This is a genomic window from Pantoea sp. LS15, from assembly GCF_012241585.1.
Classification (GTDB): domain Bacteria; phylum Pseudomonadota; class Gammaproteobacteria; order Enterobacterales; family Enterobacteriaceae; genus Enterobacter.
The window spans coordinates 463,970-480,845 of the sequence record NZ_JAAVXA010000002.1 but is presented as its reverse complement, the minus strand read 5'-3'; the positions used below and the strand labels follow the sequence as shown (position 1 = coordinate 480,845).

Annotated in this window: 15 protein-coding genes; 1 reads left to right on the top strand and 14 read right to left on the bottom strand. The window is 52.7% G+C overall.

Annotation, left to right across the window (positions count from 1 at the left end; all coding sequences use genetic code 11):
• Positions 1–3: 3 nt before the first annotated feature.
• The 13 genes from wcaI to HED65_RS05600 all read right to left on the bottom strand — a co-directional run bounded on the left by wcaI (position 4) and on the right by HED65_RS05600 (position 12,704).
• On the bottom strand, positions 4–1,227 hold the full coding sequence (gene wcaI / locus HED65_RS05660; protein WP_114977773.1) for a colanic acid biosynthesis fucosyltransferase WcaI: 1,224 nt from the start codon (positions 1,225–1,227) through the stop codon (positions 4–6).
• Positions 1,224–1,703 (bottom strand): GDP-mannose mannosyl hydrolase, encoded by a 480-nt coding sequence (locus HED65_RS05655; RefSeq protein ID WP_114977772.1) that lies wholly within the window; start codon positions 1,701–1,703, stop codon positions 1,224–1,226. The genes wcaI and HED65_RS05655 overlap by 4 nt, the downstream gene beginning before the upstream one ends.
• 2 nt (positions 1,704–1,705) lie before the next feature.
• Positions 1,706–2,671 carry a GDP-L-fucose synthase gene (gene fcl, locus HED65_RS05650; RefSeq protein ID WP_028016375.1) on the bottom strand — a complete coding sequence of 322 codons (966 nt, stop codon included), beginning with the start codon at positions 2,669–2,671 and terminating at the stop codon, positions 1,706–1,708.
• Positions 2,672–2,673: 2 nt separating this feature from the next.
• Positions 2,674–3,795, bottom strand: coding sequence for a GDP-mannose 4,6-dehydratase (gene gmd / locus HED65_RS05645; RefSeq protein WP_028016374.1), 1,122 nt, complete (start codon positions 3,793–3,795; stop codon positions 2,674–2,676).
• Between the two features lie 24 nt (positions 3,796–3,819).
• A complete protein-coding gene (wcaF, locus tag HED65_RS05640; protein WP_114977771.1) occupies positions 3,820–4,368 on the bottom strand; it encodes a colanic acid biosynthesis acetyltransferase WcaF in 549 nt (182 codons plus the stop codon).
• 16 nt (positions 4,369–4,384) lie between these two features.
• A complete protein-coding gene (gene wcaE, locus HED65_RS05635) occupies positions 4,385–5,131 on the bottom strand; it encodes a colanic acid biosynthesis glycosyltransferase WcaE (RefSeq protein ID WP_114977770.1) in 747 nt (248 codons plus the stop codon).
• A gap of 12 nt (positions 5,132–5,143) precedes the next feature.
• Positions 5,144–6,364: a colanic acid polymerase WcaD gene (gene wcaD / locus HED65_RS05630; RefSeq protein ID WP_028016371.1), complete on the bottom strand. Its 1,221-nt coding sequence runs from the start codon at positions 6,362–6,364 to the stop codon at positions 5,144–5,146.
• Positions 6,339–7,556 (bottom strand): colanic acid biosynthesis glycosyltransferase WcaC, encoded by a 1,218-nt coding sequence (gene wcaC / locus HED65_RS05625; RefSeq protein ID WP_114977769.1) that lies wholly within the window; start codon positions 7,554–7,556, stop codon positions 6,339–6,341. The genes wcaD and wcaC overlap by 26 nt, the downstream gene beginning before the upstream one ends.
• Positions 7,553–8,044 (bottom strand): colanic acid biosynthesis acetyltransferase WcaB, encoded by a 492-nt coding sequence (wcaB, locus tag HED65_RS05620; protein ID WP_023312402.1) that lies wholly within the window; start codon positions 8,042–8,044, stop codon positions 7,553–7,555. Before wcaB ends, wcaC begins: the two co-directional genes overlap by 4 nt.
• Complete coding sequence (gene wcaA / locus HED65_RS05615) at positions 8,044–8,886, bottom strand: colanic acid biosynthesis glycosyltransferase WcaA (protein WP_114977768.1); 843 nt, start codon at positions 8,884–8,886, stop codon at positions 8,044–8,046. Before wcaA ends, wcaB begins: the two co-directional genes overlap by 1 nt.
• 63 nt (positions 8,887–8,949) lie before the next feature.
• Positions 8,950–11,112, bottom strand: a complete 2,163-nt coding sequence (gene wzc, locus HED65_RS05610) for a tyrosine-protein kinase Wzc (protein WP_114977767.1) — start codon at positions 11,110–11,112, stop codon at positions 8,950–8,952.
• 2 nt (positions 11,113–11,114) lie between these two features.
• Positions 11,115–11,558 (bottom strand): low molecular weight protein-tyrosine-phosphatase Wzb, encoded by a 444-nt coding sequence (gene wzb / locus HED65_RS05605; RefSeq protein ID WP_114977766.1) that lies wholly within the window; start codon positions 11,556–11,558, stop codon positions 11,115–11,117.
• 6 nt (positions 11,559–11,564) lie between these two features.
• On the bottom strand, positions 11,565–12,704 hold the full coding sequence (locus tag HED65_RS05600; RefSeq protein ID WP_028016366.1) for a polysaccharide export protein: 1,140 nt from the start codon (positions 12,702–12,704) through the stop codon (positions 11,565–11,567).
• 692 nt (positions 12,705–13,396) lie between these two features.
• Between HED65_RS05600 and HED65_RS05595 the strand changes: the two genes are divergently transcribed.
• Positions 13,397–14,980: a TerC family protein gene (locus HED65_RS05595; RefSeq protein ID WP_114977765.1), complete on the top strand. Its 1,584-nt coding sequence runs from the start codon at positions 13,397–13,399 to the stop codon at positions 14,978–14,980.
• A gap of 42 nt (positions 14,981–15,022) precedes the next feature.
• On the opposite strand, the gene asmA is transcribed toward HED65_RS05595, so the two are convergent.
• Positions 15,023–16,873 (bottom strand): outer membrane assembly protein AsmA, encoded by a 1,851-nt coding sequence (gene asmA / locus HED65_RS05590; protein ID WP_114977764.1) that lies wholly within the window; start codon positions 16,871–16,873, stop codon positions 15,023–15,025.
• Between the last annotated feature and the right edge of the window lie 3 nt (positions 16,874–16,876).

Here is a 16,876-nt window from a genome sequence, read left to right as displayed (position 1 = left end):
GATTTATCCCCGTATATCTGCAATAAATTGGCTCAACACGTTCTCTTTTTCGAGCGTGCGTTCGGCATATTCACGTGCCACCGTGTTCACTTTTGGCATGGCAAGTGCCTGTTCAATGCCGGTGACCAGCGCCGGGACCGATTCCGGCTCCACGCACACCGCGATCCCCGGATAGCTGTCACACAGCTGGCCTAATTCTGTTTCGGCTTCTGCCGTAATCACCGCGTTACCACCCACTGCCAGAATGTTGGTCAGTTTGGACGGCAGCACCGCATCCGCCGCGCCGCGCTTCTGCACAACCAGATGGCAATCTCCCATCTTCAGCAGTGCAGGCAGAGCTTCGTAGGACTGAAGCGGGAAAAATTTCACGTTGGTCAGGCCGCGTTCGCTTGCCATTTTTTCCAGCCGCGCCTTTCCACCGCCCTGCCCGACAATCACAAACATCCACGGCTGCTTGCTGAGCAACTGGGCCGCTTCAATCACGCTCTCCAGCCCCTGCTTTTCACCGATGTTGCCTGAATAAAGAATGATTTTTTGATCATCAGGCAAACCTAGCTGGGTGCGTAGCGCCTGAGCGTCACTTTCAGTTACGTCGCGAAAACGCGCCACTTCGGACCAGTTGGGGAAGAAGATCACCTTCTGAGCCGGAACGCCCTTCTCCTGCGCTTTGTTCATCATTGAGCGCGAGATGGTCGAGACATAATCCACGTTAAGCAGACCGCTACGCTCAAACGCGCTGGCGAGTTTCGCCACTTTGCCGCCTTTACTTTTGCCTGCCATCCCCAGGCCAAGCATGGCGTCCACTTCATAATCCTGAATATGCAGCAAGGTGCGCGCGCCGGAGAGTTTGCCCAGCAGGCGCATACCTGGCGTGCAAAACAGCGTTGGCACCACACCGATGATGCGATCCGGCTTCCAGCGACGTTGCGCCATCAGCGGGAAAAAACTGCTCAGGGCAAAGCTGCCAAGGTGAATCAAGCGTTTCAGCGTTGACGGCTGCTTAGGCACATACAGCGGGCAACGCCAGACAGTCGCCGCACCCTCTTCGCGACGGTAGCGCCAGCTTGAGTAGCGCTCGCCCACTTTCCATTCCGGGTAGTACGGCGGCGCGGTAATGACCCGCACGTCATGTCCCTGGCTCGCCATCCACTCGACCATCTCGCCGGTGTATTTCCCGATACCGGTTAATTCCGGCGAGTAGTTAATTCCATACACCAAAATTTTCATAAGCCCGGCACTCCAGCCTGACGATCCGCAAGGAAATACGCCCGACTGTTGTCGTGGACGTTGTCGCTCGCGAGCAACGCCTCTGGCGTCTGCCAGCGGTAGTCGTCATGCTGAGCATCAGGCAGACGCAGGTCTGCCTCACGCACCTTCAGGCGGAACCCCAGCACGATGTAGTGCGTGCTGAACCCGGAGCCCGAAAAGTTATCGTCATAGAAGTGCTGCCAGACCCCGAAAAACTGGCCCGCAGCCATCGGCTGTTGCAGACCCAGTTCGCCCAGAGTGAGGCGCTCAAAGGCATCTGTAAGCGTCTCATCCTTCTGCACGCGCCCGCCGGGCACGAACCAGAAGCCCTGTGCAGGACGGTTGGTTCGTTTCCCCAGCAAGAACTCGCCGCGTTCGTTCTCCACAATCAAATCTATTGAGATGAGCGGAGTGGAACGCACTACCGTGGCAAAATCTTCCTGACTTAAAAACATCATTACCCCCGGAAGCGGTGCTGGTTTTCCAGGAACCACTGGTAAGTACTGGCCAGCCCCTGCTCCAGTGACACCTCGTGGTACCAGCCCAGCTGATGCAGACGAGTCACGTCCAGCAGTTTGCGCGGCGTGCCGTCCGGTTTGGTGGCGTCAAACACCACGCGGCCTTTGTAGCCCACCACTTGCGCGATGGTTTGCGCCAGCTCGCGGATGGTGCAGTCAATGCCAGTGCCCACGTTGATGTGCGACAGCATTGGCTCGGTGTTCTCTTGCCACACCTCGCGATCCAGCTCCATCACGTGAATGCTGGCGGCCGCCATGTCGTCCACGTGCAGGAATTCACGCATTGGCGTGCCACTGCCCCACACCACCACATCAGGCGCGTTTTCGGCGGTCGCCTCGTGAAAACGACGCAGCAGCGCCGGGATCACATGCGAGTTGCTCGGGTGGAAGTTGTCGTGCGGCCCGTACAGGTTGGTCGGCATCACCGAGCGATAGTCGCGGTTATACTGACGGTTGTAAGACTCGCACAGCTTGATCCCGGCAATCTTGGCGATGGCGTAGGGTTCGTTGGTCGCTTCCAGCGTCCCCTGCAGCAGTTCGCTTTCGGCGATTGGCTGCTTCGCCATTTTCGGGTAGATACAGGATGAGCCGAGGAACAGCAGCTTATTCACGTTGTGCAGGTGCGCCGCGTGAATGATGTTGCTCTCAATCATCATGTTCTCGTAGATGAAATCTGCCGGGTAAGTGTTGTTGGCGACGATGCCACCCACTTTCGCCGCCGCCAGATACACCTGGTCAATGCGTTCGTTGGCAAAGAAGTCCTGTACCGCACGGCTATCGAGCAGGTTCAGCTCGTCACGCGTGCGGACAACCACTTCAACGTCACCGCGCTGCTCCAGCTGGCGAACAATCGCGGAACCCACCATTCCGCGATGACCGGCGACAAAAATACGTTGTTTTGTCATTCTCAGGACTCCAGCGCGATGGCAACCTCGTAGCCATGAGACTTGAGCAGGGAGTGTTTTTTCGCTGCTTCAAGATCTTTGGCTACCATCTCGGAAACCATCTCCTGCAGAGTGGTCTCTGGTTTCCAGCCCAGGGTCTCGTGCGCTTTGGTTGGGTCACCCAGCAGGGTTTCCACTTCAGCAGGACGGAAGTAACGCGGGTCAACCTGAACAATCACGTCGCCTGGTTTCACGCCCGGTGCGTCGTGGCCAGTGACGGAAACCACAATGCCCTTCTCATCCACACCAGTGCCTTCGAAGCGCAGTTTGATGCCCAGCTGTGCCGCAGCCATTTCAACGAACTGACGGACGGAATACTGCACGCCGGTCGCAATGACGAAGTCTTCAGGTTTGTCCTGCTGCAGCATCATCCACTGCATTTTCACGTAGTCTTTGGCATGGCCCCAGTCACGCAGGGAGTCCATGTTGCCGAGGTGCAGGCAAGACTCCAGGCCCTGAGCGATATTGGCAATTGCGCGGGTGATTTTACGGGTCACGAAAGTTTCGCCGCGGCGTGGAGATTCGTGGTTGAACAGAATGCCGTTACAGGCGTACATGCCATAGGATTCACGGTAGTTTACGGTGATCCAGTAGGCGTACAGTTTTGCTACCGCGTAGGGTGAACGTGGGTAGAACGGCGTGGTCTCTTTCTGCGGGATTTCCTGCACCAGACCGTACAGCTCAGAGGTAGATGCCTGGTAGAAACGGGTTTTCTTCTCAAGACCAAGGAAACGAATCGCTTCCAGCAGACGCAGCGTGCCCATGGCATCAACGTCAGCGGTGTATTCCGGGGATTCGAAAGAAACGGCTACGTGGCTCATCGCCCCCAGGTTGTACACTTCATCCGGCTGCACTTCCTGCAGAATACGGGTCAGGTTTGAGGTATCGGTCAGGTCGCCGTAGTGCAGATGGAATTTCGGGTTCGCCGCATGTGGATCCTGATAAATATGATCCACACGTTCAGTGTTGAAAGAAGACGCACGACGTTTAATACCGTGCACTTCATACCCTTTTTCCAGCAGTAACTCTGCCAGGTAAGAACCATCCTGCCCGGTAACGCCGGTGATGAGAGCGACTTTAGACATGTTTATATTCCTCTACTTATGAATTTAATCAGTTTCAACGCGTTCGCGTATCACCACTGCGGGGTTGCCACGGCAAACTTTATTTGCCGGTAGCGATTTAAAAACGCTGCTGCGGGCACCCACTACCGTGCCATCGCCAACAGAAACACCCGGTGCAACAAAAACATCTGTCGCCAGCCAGCATTTTTCACCGATCACAATGGGCGACGCGGTAATATCAAAATGCTGACTCATAAAGTCGTGGCTACCGGTGCACAGATAACACTTCTGTGAAACCACCGAATTTGCGCCAATCGTAATTTCGCCAAGGGTATATAACACCGCGTCATCCCCTACCCATGCGTAATCCCCAAGTGTTAATTTCCACGGATAGGTAATTTTCACTGAAGGTCGGATGACTACGTTTTTTCCGATTTTTGCGCCAAACAGGCGTAATAAAAATGCCCGCCAGCGGTACAATATTTGCGGCGACCAGGCAAATAACGTTGCCTGAACGGCCCACCACAACTGCACCTTAATACCATTACCACCGCGAAAGCCTTTCGGCACGGTGAATCCTTTAAGATCCTGCATTGCGTTTCCTTATATTTCAGGCTTTGTTATATAAGGCTTTGGTTTTACCCGTGGTCTTCAGACGCAATAAATAAGACAGTTCTGCCCAGAAAGCTGGCACGCGCAATATTTTACGCTGTACGCTTTTTGCATCCTTACACAATTCCAGATTATTCGAGGTTGACACACCGCCCATGGAAAACTCAGACACCAGGCCTTTAATTCGACGGAACGGGTAGCCGGACTTATATAAACTGGCTGCCAGCGCATAATCGGATGACACTTTATATTGCAAGTCGTACGGCTGCTTTTTCAGACCTTTTACCGGAAAGAAAATGGCCTGATGACTGGCGGGTAAACTATGGTAGATATACCAACCCGGCTTCGCGCTACGGCAAACTTTATGGCCATCTCCGAAATCCAGCAGCGCATCACCGATCACCATGGCATCATCTTTCTGTCGTGACAGTTGACGAGCAAATTGCGCCACGTCGTCGTGGAACACATCGCCAGAGTTCAGGAAGATCGCATAGCGCCCCTGCGCCATCTCAATGCCTTTATTCATCGCATCGTAGATGCCTTTATCTTTCTCACTGATGTAGCGTAAGTTGAACTCACCGTTGAGTTTTTCCAGAAACTCCGCCGTGCCATCGTTCGACCCGCCATCAACCACGATCCATTCAAAAGTGAGGCTTGGATCGCGCGCCAGATTGCGCAGCGAGCGCCAGGTTTTTACCACCCCTTCGTAATTACGAAAAGCGACAGTAATGACGCTTAGAAACATAAGACCACCTCGTCATGAATTCGTAATATTAAGCGCTTTACGCAGAATAAACGGACAAACAATTAAGAAAGCATATTCCGGGCTAAATATTGAACCGGTAAAAAACAGCGACACTGGCGTAAACAGATAAAGTTGCACGCGAAAGTTCTGGTTATCACCAAACGCGTTAATCATCATTTTGAAAACTTTAAACAGATACCAAATTGTCAACAGTACTGCAAACCACGAAAAATAAATAATTAACAGATACAGACCATTGTCTATGGTTTTACCGACATCCGCACCGTTAAAGATTCCGAATGATGCAACATATTCGTAAAGTGAGCCGAATCTTACTACACCATCAATATGGGTTAAGGAATAACCCACCATCACCAGCGGACCAATGATGCGATAATAAGACGAAGACCCTTCTGTTCCCAAATCACCCAGACGTTCTGAGATGTAAGGAAAAGCAAATATCACGCCTACCATAAATACCGTCAGGGAGATAATCGCCAGCGGCAGTTTTTTCTTAATCGCCTCTTTGTTCAGATACTGGAACGCCCACTCAAGCAGGTAAAACAGGATAAATGTCATTACCCCTGAGAACGATCCTGACAGAACAATTCCTGCAAGAATCATAGCATCGGTCTTAGGCGTTTTGATACCAAACTGTTTGATGCTGAGCCAAATTGAGATTAACGCCAGAGCGAAAAACGCCGGTTCAAAATAGAGGGCTGTGGTACGCTTCCCGCCAAACTTGATGAAGTTCAATACATAGCTGTTACTGTAAATGAGATACTTCGAAATTATCTCCATCAGACTGCTGCCACCGGTCAAAATAATTTGCGCCATTTCCAGTGCAGCAAGCATAACAATTAACGCAACGGCAATATAAAAGAACCTAAGGATTTTCCGATAATTGTGCGGAGAAATCGTTTTAAAACGAATACTCCAGACCATACCGATAATAATAACAATATAAACAAACAGCATGGTCGAGGTGACGTATTTACTGGCATCCAGTGACTGACCAAAGATGTAGTTAAATAGCGTCAGGCCCGTGCCCATCCCCAGGGCAATCATCAGCTTCTTAAGGTTGATTTTATCGACATACAGCAGAAGCAGGACAGGCAAGAAAGTAACGATAGTTATCGGGAAGCTTTCGCCGAGCTGGGCAATCTTAACGTTAACCAGCAGGTAGATCAGCGGCAGCAACAGATAACTACAGATTCTGATAGAACGAGACATACTCCTCCAGCATCTGTTGTCCACTGTAGGCCTTGCGGCTGCGCTTGCGGAACGATTCCAGGTCAGTACCAAATACGGCCTGCGCGATATCGGCTTTTGGCAGTTGCACCAGCGGCAGCACCTCGTTTTCAGCGAACGTTTTACCGCCCGATTTTTCCAGCACTTCACGCGCTGCATCGCTGTGGGTGGCAATCACGGGCACACCGATAGAGAGCGCCTCGCAGAGGATCAGGGGGTAGTTATCCACGCGGGAGCTGAACACCAGCGCATCCATTCCGTTGAGTGCGCTCATCAGTTTGCGTTTGTCAGTTTCAAACCCGTGATTGACCACGTTTGCCCCTTCGAACGGGGAAAACTTACCGAAGGTGTGCAGCTCAATGTTGTCACCCAGCGCCAGCATGTCGCGCACCAGTTGCTGATTGGTTTTACCGTCGTAACGCAGGTCATGTGCAACGATAGCGATTTTCGGTTTGCCCGTGGTTTCGGCCACCGGTGTCAGCTCGGCAAGAATGGCTTCCGTCGCCACATCGATGCCATTGTTGATAATCTTGCAGCGCCCTGCCCCGTAAAGGCTGTTGAACGCATCCGCCACATGCTGGCTTGGGGAAATAAACGTGCACCCCAGCGAAAGCATGTCGCGGAACAGCTGGCGCTTTCCTGCCACCAGTTGATGAGCACGATCCACTTTCACTGGCGGGTAGTTATTTAATGTCGGGCATTTCTGGCAGTTATTTTTCCAGCCTTCGCAACCGTCGGTAAACGCGCAGCGGCCCGTTACACTCCAGTGATCGTGCAGCGTCCAGATAAAACGGGTGTCCGGTTTATGTGCCTGCACGTTCTCACAAAACGCCACCACCTCTTCCAGGTTGAGCCAGTAGCTGTGCAACACATGAAAATGCAGCACCACCGGACCGGTGGTTCGCGTCACGGTGCGGTAGAGGTTATTCAGGTTGCCAAACAGATCGCGGTTAAACAGGCGGAACAGGGCAATGTTGGCAATCGACGTCAATCGTGGGGTCTGTTTCAACACCTGCGGATAGCGATCGTGGCTAACGCTTTTCTTACCCCCTTTGCCATAGCCATAGACAAAACGGGACTGTAACCCTTTTTGCAGCGCGCGCTGGTGCAGATCCAGCGCCACGCCAGCCGCCCCGCCTTCTGCGAGGCGTACGTTAAATTGCAAAATATTCATTTAATTACCTTCACGCGGGCTTTTTCTCCCACCACCAGCGCGTTATCCGGAATGCTGTCCAGCACCACACTGCCAGCGCCAATGGTGACGTTGTTACCAATCGTGATATCGCCAATGATCACCACGTTCGCGCCGAGCTCGACGTTATTGCCGATAACCGGGCAGGCAAGACTGTCTGGCCCACGGTTACCGATGGTGACCGCATGACGAATAGTGAAATCATCCCCGGCGACCACGAATTTATTGATCACCACCGCATAGCCGTGGTGGATGGTAAAGCGGCGGCCAATGGTGGCAGCGGCCTGAATCTCGTAACCAAAAAAGCATTCAGTGATGATGCGGTATAGCACCAGCACCGGTGCCGCCCAGATATTGTTCAGCACATTTTTCTTGCGCCACACCGAGCAAAAGTGCGCGATGCGGTATGCCAGGACCATGCAGCACGGGCGCAGGCTCCAGCTGTTTGCGCGGCAATCTTCCAGAAACATTATTTCCCCCGAAGCCCGTCAGCCAGACGCTTGCCGTTACGCACGGACAGCAATGTCAGCAACGTGCGCCAGTTCATGCGCTTGTTGCGGATCTGATAAAGAGTAAAGAGCTGATACTTCCGGCTGGCACGGTCAAACTTGTCCTTGTGCTTGCGGTAAAAATGGAAGTAACCCGAGAATTTCTTCGGCGAGGAGGTGATTTGCATCTCCCCGTGGTTGATATGCAGGATCTGCGTGGCCTCTTCCACTTTCCATGGCTCACCGTATTCCACCACCATCCGCAGGAAGATGTCGTAATCCTGCGCGGCCTTGAGTTCGGTATCGAACAGGCACTCTTTAAAGCGCCACGCCCAGGTAAAGACCTGGTTACCAATAATGTTGCGCTTGTAGAACAGGCGGCGGGAGTACGGTGATTTCGGGTACAACGGCAGGCTGGCAGGCTGCGAGTAGACTTCGCCCTGACAGACGTAATCGTTGGCATACAGGAAAGCATGCGTGACCAACTGTTCCTTGTGCGACAGGAATGTCGACAGACGGTTCGGCGTCCATTCGTCATCGTCATCAATTCCGGTCAGATATTGCCCTTTCGCCTGCATAATCGCCTGATTACGCACCGCACACGCGCCGGAGTTGATCGCGTTATGGGTATAGCTAACGCGCGGGTCATTGAGGTCAGTGACAAACTTTTGCAACTGCTCATACGAAGAGGAACAGTCATCTACGATGATCAGCTCCCAGTTATCGTAATCCTGTCGCAGGACGGATTTAATCGCGCGGATCGCCAGTTGCTGACGATTCCATGTCGGCATATAGATAGAAACTAAAGGGCGTTGTGTGGTCATGGTCTTCCCCTTATCCCTCACCCCGCCCTCTCCCGGAGGGAGAGGGCGGGGTGAGGGGGATTTTTATTTGCTGTCAGATTTGTATTCGTACTCGTAGTAACCGTAATCCTGATACCCGCTCGCGCGACGGAAGATGGAGTTCAGGATCACCCCTTTGACCTCAATCCCGTTCTGTTCGAAGCGGCTCAGGCTGGTTTCCACTTCTTTAATGGTGTTCACCGCATAGCGCGCGACCATCAACGTGGTACCTGCAAGACGGCCAACCACGGCGGCATCGGTCACGGCCAGAATTGGCGGGGTATCAATTAGCACCAGGTCGTAATGCTTACTTGCCCACTCCACCAGCTCGGCAAAACGCTCGCTCATCAGCAGTTCAGATGGGTTCGGTGGTACCTGTCCACGTGGGATCAGGTCGAATTTCGGGATCGTTGTCGGTTTCGCACTCTGGCTGATCTCACCTTTGCCGAGCAGGATTTCCGACAGACCATTTGTGTTGTTGGTGCCCAGCAGTTCATGGGTATAGCCTTTGCGCATATCACAGTCGATCAGCAGAACACGCTTGTTAGTCTGGCTGACCACCGCCGCCAGGTTGGCGCAGACAAAGGTCTTACCGATTGACGGGCTAACACCGGTTAACATCAGGACGTTGTTTTTGGCCTGCATCATGGCGAAATGCAGACTGGTGCGCAGGCTACGGATCGCTTCGATGGCAAGGTCGGTTGGGTTACCCACCGCCAGCAACTGGCTTTGTTTGTAACGCTTAACGCCTTTGATGGTTTTGACGCTGTCACGGGACTTTTGCCATTCAGACAGCGGGATGCTGGCGTAGACGTTGATACCATTCTCTTCCAGCACCTGCGGGCTTTCGATACCGCGGTTGAACAGCGAACGCAGCAGCACGCCAACGATGGAGAGCATCAGGCCGAGAATAATGCTGCCGAGAATAATCAGCGCTTTCTTCGGCTTCAACACACCGGGCTGAGTAATGGCCGGGTCAACAATACGGACGTCCCCGACGGTACTGGCTTCGGTGATTTTCAGCTCCTGCTGTTTGTTCAGCAGTTGCATATAAACCTGCTGGCCCGATTCCACGTCGCGGGTCAAACGCACGATTTCCTGCTGCGTTTTCGGCATCGCGGTCACACGGCCGTTGAGCTTTGCCTTTTCCTCTTCCAGCGTGCGGCGTTTCTCAAGCAGCGTGCGGTAGGCCGGGTGACGTTTGGTATAGAGCTTGGAAATCTCGGCTTCTTTGAAAGTCAGCTCGTTAAGCTGAGCATCAATGTTGACCATCGAATCGAGAACTGATTTCGCCTCCAGCGGCAGGTCGACAGAGTCTTTATCCTGACGATAGGCGTTCAGCTTGTTCTCGGCCTCATCCAGATGGGCACGCACTTCCGGAAGCTGTTTCGCGAGAAAGGCCAGGCTTTTCGCTGCTTCAGCAGACTTACGCTCGACGTTCTGCTCAAGATAGTTGCGGGTGATGCTGTTCAGGATATTGCGAATCTGATCTTTATCTTCACCGGTAAAGGTCATGCTCAGAACACCGGTGTCCTTACCGTTTTCGGTGACGGTCAGGTTGTTTTGCAGATTGTTGATCATCCCCAGCGTGGAGAATTTAGTGACGGTAAACTCTCCCCCTTCATGGGCGTTAATCGCGCTGACCATCATGCTGACGCCCTCTTTGGTCAGCATCTGTCCCACTTCGCCGCGCGCGCTAAAGCCCGCATCGCTGGTCAACTGGTACTGTTTCGGGCCAAGCACCGTCAGGGTAAACGTCTGATCGGCAGCCCCTTTCGGCAGCACGAAGTCAGTGACTTTCACCGTGTCATTGTTACGCCCCATCAAACGATCCCAACCGGCACCAAATACCGGGAAGGTATTTTTGGTGACGGAGATATCGAGTCCGAGGTCATGTACCGTTTTACCCAAAACCAGACGCGACTGGATCAGCTGAATTTCAGCGTCGGATGCCGGCGGTTTGTTCGCCAGCGCAGAACCGATATCCTGCACCAGCGAATTTCCGGTATTTTGTTCAATCTGCACCAGCGCGTCAGCGCTGTAGATAGGCGTTGCGAACAGCGTATAGACGACAGCGGCAGCGGCAAACACGGCGGTGATCCCAAGCACCCACCACTTTGCCTCTACAACCGTGCCGACCAGGCGCCCAATATCAATTTCATCACTGCCCGAAGTCGGGGCGGCAGAAAGTCTTGTTTTTTCTGTCATTGTTATCCCTGCTGAGCTTTCAGTGCCTGCGCCCATTGTTGGGCAGACTGGTCAAGTAAGGTGTAAACCGCCTCGAAGGCCTCATGGCTTTTGCGATACGGGTCGGGAATTTCACGTTCATTTTCCCAGTGACCAAACAGCATCACTTTCCCGCGCATCTCCGGTGCGATATCGCATAGCGCATGAATATGGCGTTTTTCCATCGTCAGGATCAGGTCATACTCCCGGCACATCCGGCCGGTGACCTGGCGGGCAATGTGTCCATCAAGAGAAAGGTTATGATCCCGGGCCACGCTCGTTGCGCGCTCATCAGCACCTTTGCCGACCAGCGCCCCCAGCCCTGCGGACTCAACGACCAATGCAGGCTGGTACTGTTTCAGCAACCGTTCAGCCGTGGGGGAACGGCAAATGTTCCCCACGCATACCACCAGAATTTTGTTAAACATCATGGATTACCAGGTATGAATGTCGCGCGCCGTATCCGTCATGTAGCGAACGCCACTGATGGTTGGCAGCAACTGGTTGATCAGGCGGTTCCAGCGGGCAACCGGCGCGGTGGTGACGTACACCACATCGTATGGCTGGAGACGGAACTCCGTTGCCATTACCAGCGATGTCGCATCGGACATATCCAACTGATAAATGTTGGCAATCTTGCCTTTCGCGCTGCCCTCACCTTTCAGCGGACGGATCACAAAGATGCCGCTGGCGTTAGACGAGGTCAGATCGATACCTTCCGCATTGCCCAACGCTTCGGTCAGGGTCATACCGCTGAAGTCCATTTTGAGGGTGCTCTGTTTCTTCACTTCCCCCATCACGAAGACTTTCAGATCGTCATTGCGTGGCACGTAAAGAATGTCCCCCGGATAGAGCAGCCGGTTCTGGGTCAGATCGCCGTTTTGCATCAGCGCCTGCAGCGAAATACGCTGCTCTTTACCGTTGTGGGTCAGCACCACGTTGCGCCAGTCGGCACCATCGGTTAAGCCACCCGCAGAGTTAATGGCGTCCAGCACAGTCAGTGGGACGTTGGTGATGGCCTGCTGACCTGATTTGTTCACCTGGCCGGAGATATAGGCCTTTTGCGAGCGGAATGCGGCGATATTAACGTCCACCTGCGGGTCAGCGATGTACTGCGCTAAGCGGCCGGTAATATCACTACGGATCTCGGCAAGCGTTTTGCCGGCAACATGAACTTTGCCGATATAGGGATAGAACATGGTGCCGTCAGACTGCACCCAGTTCCCGGTGTCGCTTGAGCTACGGTACTGACCCGCAGGAGTGGTCAGTTCAGGGTGGTCCCAGACGGTCACGTTGATAACGTCACCCGGCCCCACGCGGTACTGGTAAGCGGCAATCTCCTGGTCCAGAGACATATTCGGCTGGGCAACATTTGGACGTGGACGCAATTGTTCCACCAGACGCGGCGTGAGTGGATAAACATTCACCATTTTGTCGAGATCAAAATCGGCATCTTGTTGTTTAATCACGTCCTTGCCCATAGTGGACATATTGCTGCCGGGAAAGACCGTACAACCGCTCATCAAGAGTGCAGATACCAATAATGGCATCAATTTCATTTTGGATTTCATCATTGATTATTTATCACTTTGGCAGAGTAATTATCCCGTTCAATTTAAATAAGCTCGAGCTGTATTGGGTTTCAGCATGCAGTTAATCAAATAGAAATATAACTGGCATCAGTCCTAAAAAAAGCTTATTCATCCATTGGCTCTTGACAGAATAACCGGGGCTGATTCACACGCTTTCAGGCACGCTACCGCCCTTGGCTTTCAGTTACCAATCCACTGACTAAACAATGTGTTATGGATAGACACCCTCTTGAGGATGGTCTTCTGGAAATATATCAACCGCCTGAAACATCCAACGGATAATGAATAACCCTGTCTGAAGACCAAAACAATAATTGCAACACCGAGATTTAACATTTGGTGCCGGGAGAATTGTTGCAGCTTACCTAATAGCAGGCAAGGAGACATCTCTCTCAATATCTGTTTTTAAGATTAATATTAAGAGCAAAGTTTTTACCTTTTAGGATTTTCTTTATATTGACAATATAAAAATAAAAACCATTAGCTGCGATATATCCTAAAATTTCTTTCTGTAATTAAATCTACGTATTTACCTTATTTACAGTTTGAATCTATGACACTCTGTTTAGCACAATGTATTAAGAGAAATCGCATCCCGGCATTGCAATTTCTTTCAGCTTTATCCATGATCGAAGTGTGACATTAGTCATATAACAGAAGGTATTGCTCTTACTATGGAATGGATTGCCGATCCATCAATCTGGGCCGGGTTGGTTACGCTGGTCGTCATCGAATTAGTTCTCGGTATTGATAATCTGGTCTTTATCGCCATCCTTGCTGAAAAGCTTCCCCCTTCCCAGCGCGACCGCGCGCGCGTGACGGGCTTACTGCTGGCGATGGCGATGCGATTGCTGCTGCTGGCGTCAATTTCCTGGCTGGTCACACTAACTAAGCCGCTGATTACTTTATATAATCTCAGCTTCAGTGCCCGCGATCTGATCATGCTCTTCGGCGGGTTGTTCCTGTTGTTCAAAGCCACAGTAGAACTGAACGAACGGCTCGAAGGGAAAGACAGCGAAAATCCCACCCAGCGACGGGGAGCTAAATTCTGGCCGGTAGTGGCACAGATTGTGGTACTGGATGCGGTCTTCTCTCTGGACTCAGTGATCACAGCCGTCGGGATGGTGGACCATCTTGCCGTCATGATGGCTGCGGTGATTATCGCCATCACGCTGATGGTAATGGCGAGCAAAGCGTTGACGCGGTTTGTGAACAGCCACCCGACCATCGTCATCCTCTGCCTGAGCTTCCTGCTGATGATTGGCTTTAGCCTGGTAGCCGACGGTTTTGGCTTCCATATTCCTAAAGGCTACCTGTACGCCGCGATCGGCTTCTCGGTGATGATTGAGTCACTGAACCAACTCGCCATATTCAACCGTCGTCGCTTTTTGTCAGCAAACCAGAGCCTGCGTCAGCGCACTGCCGACACCGTGATGCGCCTGCTCAGCGGACAAAAAGAGGACGCAGAGTTAGATGCCGAATCCTCTGCGATGCTGGCCGATCATAACGACGGGCAGATCTTTAACCCGCAGGAGCGGCTAATGATTGAGCGGGTGCTCAATCTGAATCAGCGTTCAGTCAGCAGTATTATGACCTCACGTCACGATATCGAGCATATCGACCTGACAGCACCGGAAGAACACATTCGCGCATTGCTGGATAGAAACCAGCATACCCGTGTGGTCGTGACTGGCGGTGAGGAAGAGGAAGAGTTGCTGGGGGTGGTACATGTCATCGACCTGCTGCAACAACAGTTACACGGTGAAGCGTTAAACCTGCGCGTGCTGGTGCGCCAGCCACTGGTGTTCCCCGAGGGGCTGCATCTGCTCTCTGCCCTTGAGCAATTCCGTAACGCGCGCACGCACTTCGCTTTTGTCGTAGATGAGTTTGGTTCGGTTGAAGGGCTGGTCACGCTCAGCGACGTGATGGAAACCATCGCCGGTAATTTGCCAAACGAGGTGGATGAGATTGATGCTCGCCATGACATCCAGAGAAATGCAGATGGCTCATGGACAGCCAACGGCCATATGCCGCTTGACGACCTGATTCAGTACGTTCCCCTGCCACTGGATGAAAAACGTGAGTATCACACCATTGCTGGTCTGCTGATGGAGTATTTGCAGCGTATCCCGCAGCCGGGGGAAGAGGTTCAGGTGGGGGACTATCGGCTCAAAACGCTACAGATTGAAAACCATCGCGTGCAGAAGGTTCAGATCATCCCCCTGCGGGATGAGGACGAGATGGATTTTGAGGTGTAAAAAAGCCGGGTGGCGACTACGCCTTACCCGGCACATCGGACATCAAAGCTTATCCAGCAACTTCTTCACATCCTTGCCTGTCTGTGAATCTTTATTACGATCTGCCCAGTTGTTAAGCCGACGTTTGGCCTCATCCTGCAGATGCTTACGCAGGATCTGATCCACCTGAAGGCTGTAATTCAGCGCCTGCCATTTGCCGTATACGCTAAGCGGAACCGGTGTCTCTTTCAGGAAGTCAATCAGCTTACTTTCACCCTGCCAGCCGGAAAGTACCCTGATATTAAAACGTGTATCCGCCGTTTCTTTCACCAGATCCAGTGAACCTTCACCCGTCAGCGACAGCACGGAAGAGACTCCCTCCATGCCGTCCAGAGTAAGCAGTCCGTTATCCAGCGTCATGTCGGTGGTGAAGCTGTCGAGTCGCGTTGCGCTGTCGTAGTTTTCCTGGGCTTTCACATCACTGCTGCGTTCAACTGCCTGCTGGACCAGTTGCTGGAAGTTAAGTCCTTCCATACGGGAATCTTTCAGGTCGACACGCGCCTGACCTTGCCACTCGCGACGGAAAGCATCGGCATCAATTTTTGTGCCGGAGAAGTCGCCTGCCAGCGTCAACTGCCCGGTCAGAGATATCGGGTAGTTAAATGCTTTCAGGATGGTGCCGATCTCCACGTTATCGAGACGCGGCTGGAATTCGGCGCTGGGAACATCTTTACGGACATCCAGAGTACCCGGCAGTGAGAGGTGTCCAGCCCCTAGTTTACCGCTCAGTTCGGAGATCACCAGCAAACCGTTATGGTTAAACATCTGGCTGCTTACATCAGTAAAATCAATACCGCGCCAGCGCAGGCTATTGGCTTTCAGCAGGATATCTGCTGTAAATCCGCGCAGCGCGTTATAGTCAGGTTGTTCGAGATTGGACGAGATAACCGGACGCGACTTGGGTGCCTGGCTTTGCCCCGTTTGCGTGACATCGCTGTCTGTTGCGCTTGCAGGCAGAGGGGGCAGCAGATTCTCAAGGTTAAGTTTGTCAAACTGTAGATTCAGAACCCACTTAGGTTTTTCCTCAAGAGAGACACTCGCCTGCCCTTTCAGGCTACTGTCATTCGCCTGCAGGTTGAGGTTATCCAGTTCCAGCTGTTTTTGTTCTTCGCGCCACACGGCCTGCAACGTCCCCTGACCGGTTATTCCCTGAGTGGGAAGATCGGCTCCCGTCAGTTGCCAGTTCAGTTGTTGAATGTCGGCGGTAAGCTGATGCGGATAATCGGACGCATTCACGCTGGCATTCAGTGACAGGGTCAGATCGCGCTGATCGCGGTTCACCCGGCCGCTAAAATCCAGCGAGGCAAGATGATGCTCATCCTGCTCCATATTCAGGTTGATATTTCGTACGGTGACCTGCTCATCACCTTCATGCTGGAAAACCAACACACTATCGGCCACCTTCAGTTTGCCGATATCAAATGACCAGCCCGTATCAGACGGTTCATCAGGTAAGGTATTTTCTCGCGGCGCAACCGGCGCATTTGCGTTCCGCACAGCTTCGGTCTGCGGAGTGAGCTGGATCACCGCGCCTTTCAGCATCACCTGGTTAACCTGCAACTGGTGAGAAAAGAGAGGGATCAGCGCCACATCAAGACGCATGTTGTCTGCAGAGACCAGTGGTAAAGATGCCCCCGGCGCCGTTAATGACATGCGGCCAGAGAGAATGCTGAGTTGTGGCCAGACGTGCCAGCGCAGCGGCCCATCAAGCTTCAGTTGATAACCACTACGAGCTTCGACCTGCCGCACCATATAAGCGCGGAAATCATTCGGGTTAACCAGCAGAACCAACGCTGAAAGGCCAGCAACCAGCACCACCAGCAAAATCATCAGCGTTGTCAGAACTCTTCTCATGGC

Coding starts and splice junctions, on each gene's coding strand:
- wcaI (WP_114977773.1), bottom strand. CDS start 1,227: ATGAAAATTTTGGTGTATGGAATTAACTACTCGCCGGAATTAACCGGT.
- HED65_RS05655 (WP_114977772.1), bottom strand. CDS start 1,703: ATGTTTTTAAGTCAGGAAGATTTTGCCACGGTAGTGCGTTCCACTCCG.
- fcl (WP_028016375.1), bottom strand. CDS start 2,671: ATGACAAAACAACGTATTTTTGTCGCCGGTCATCGCGGAATGGTGGGT.
- gmd (WP_028016374.1), bottom strand. CDS start 3,795: ATGTCTAAAGTCGCTCTCATCACCGGCGTTACCGGGCAGGATGGTTCT.
- wcaF (WP_114977771.1), bottom strand. CDS start 4,368: ATGCAGGATCTTAAAGGATTCACCGTGCCGAAAGGCTTTCGCGGTGGT.
- wcaE (WP_114977770.1), bottom strand. CDS start 5,131: ATGTTTCTAAGCGTCATTACTGTCGCTTTTCGTAATTACGAAGGGGTG.
- wcaD (WP_028016371.1), bottom strand. CDS start 6,364: ATGTCTCGTTCTATCAGAATCTGTAGTTATCTGTTGCTGCCGCTGATC.
- wcaC (WP_114977769.1), bottom strand. CDS start 7,556: ATGAATATTTTGCAATTTAACGTACGCCTCGCAGAAGGCGGGGCGGCT.
- wcaB (WP_023312402.1), bottom strand. CDS start 8,044: ATGTTTCTGGAAGATTGCCGCGCAAACAGCTGGAGCCTGCGCCCGTGC.
- wcaA (WP_114977768.1), bottom strand. CDS start 8,886: ATGACCACACAACGCCCTTTAGTTTCTATCTATATGCCGACATGGAAT.
- wzc (WP_114977767.1), bottom strand. CDS start 11,112: ATGACAGAAAAAACAAGACTTTCTGCCGCCCCGACTTCGGGCAGTGAT.
- wzb (WP_114977766.1), bottom strand. CDS start 11,558: ATGTTTAACAAAATTCTGGTGGTATGCGTGGGGAACATTTGCCGTTCC.
- HED65_RS05600 (WP_028016366.1), bottom strand. CDS start 12,704: ATGATGAAATCCAAAATGAAATTGATGCCATTATTGGTATCTGCACTC.
- HED65_RS05595 (WP_114977765.1), top strand. CDS start 13,397: ATGGAATGGATTGCCGATCCATCAATCTGGGCCGGGTTGGTTACGCTG.
- asmA (WP_114977764.1), bottom strand. CDS start 16,873: ATGAGAAGAGTTCTGACAACGCTGATGATTTTGCTGGTGGTGCTGGTT.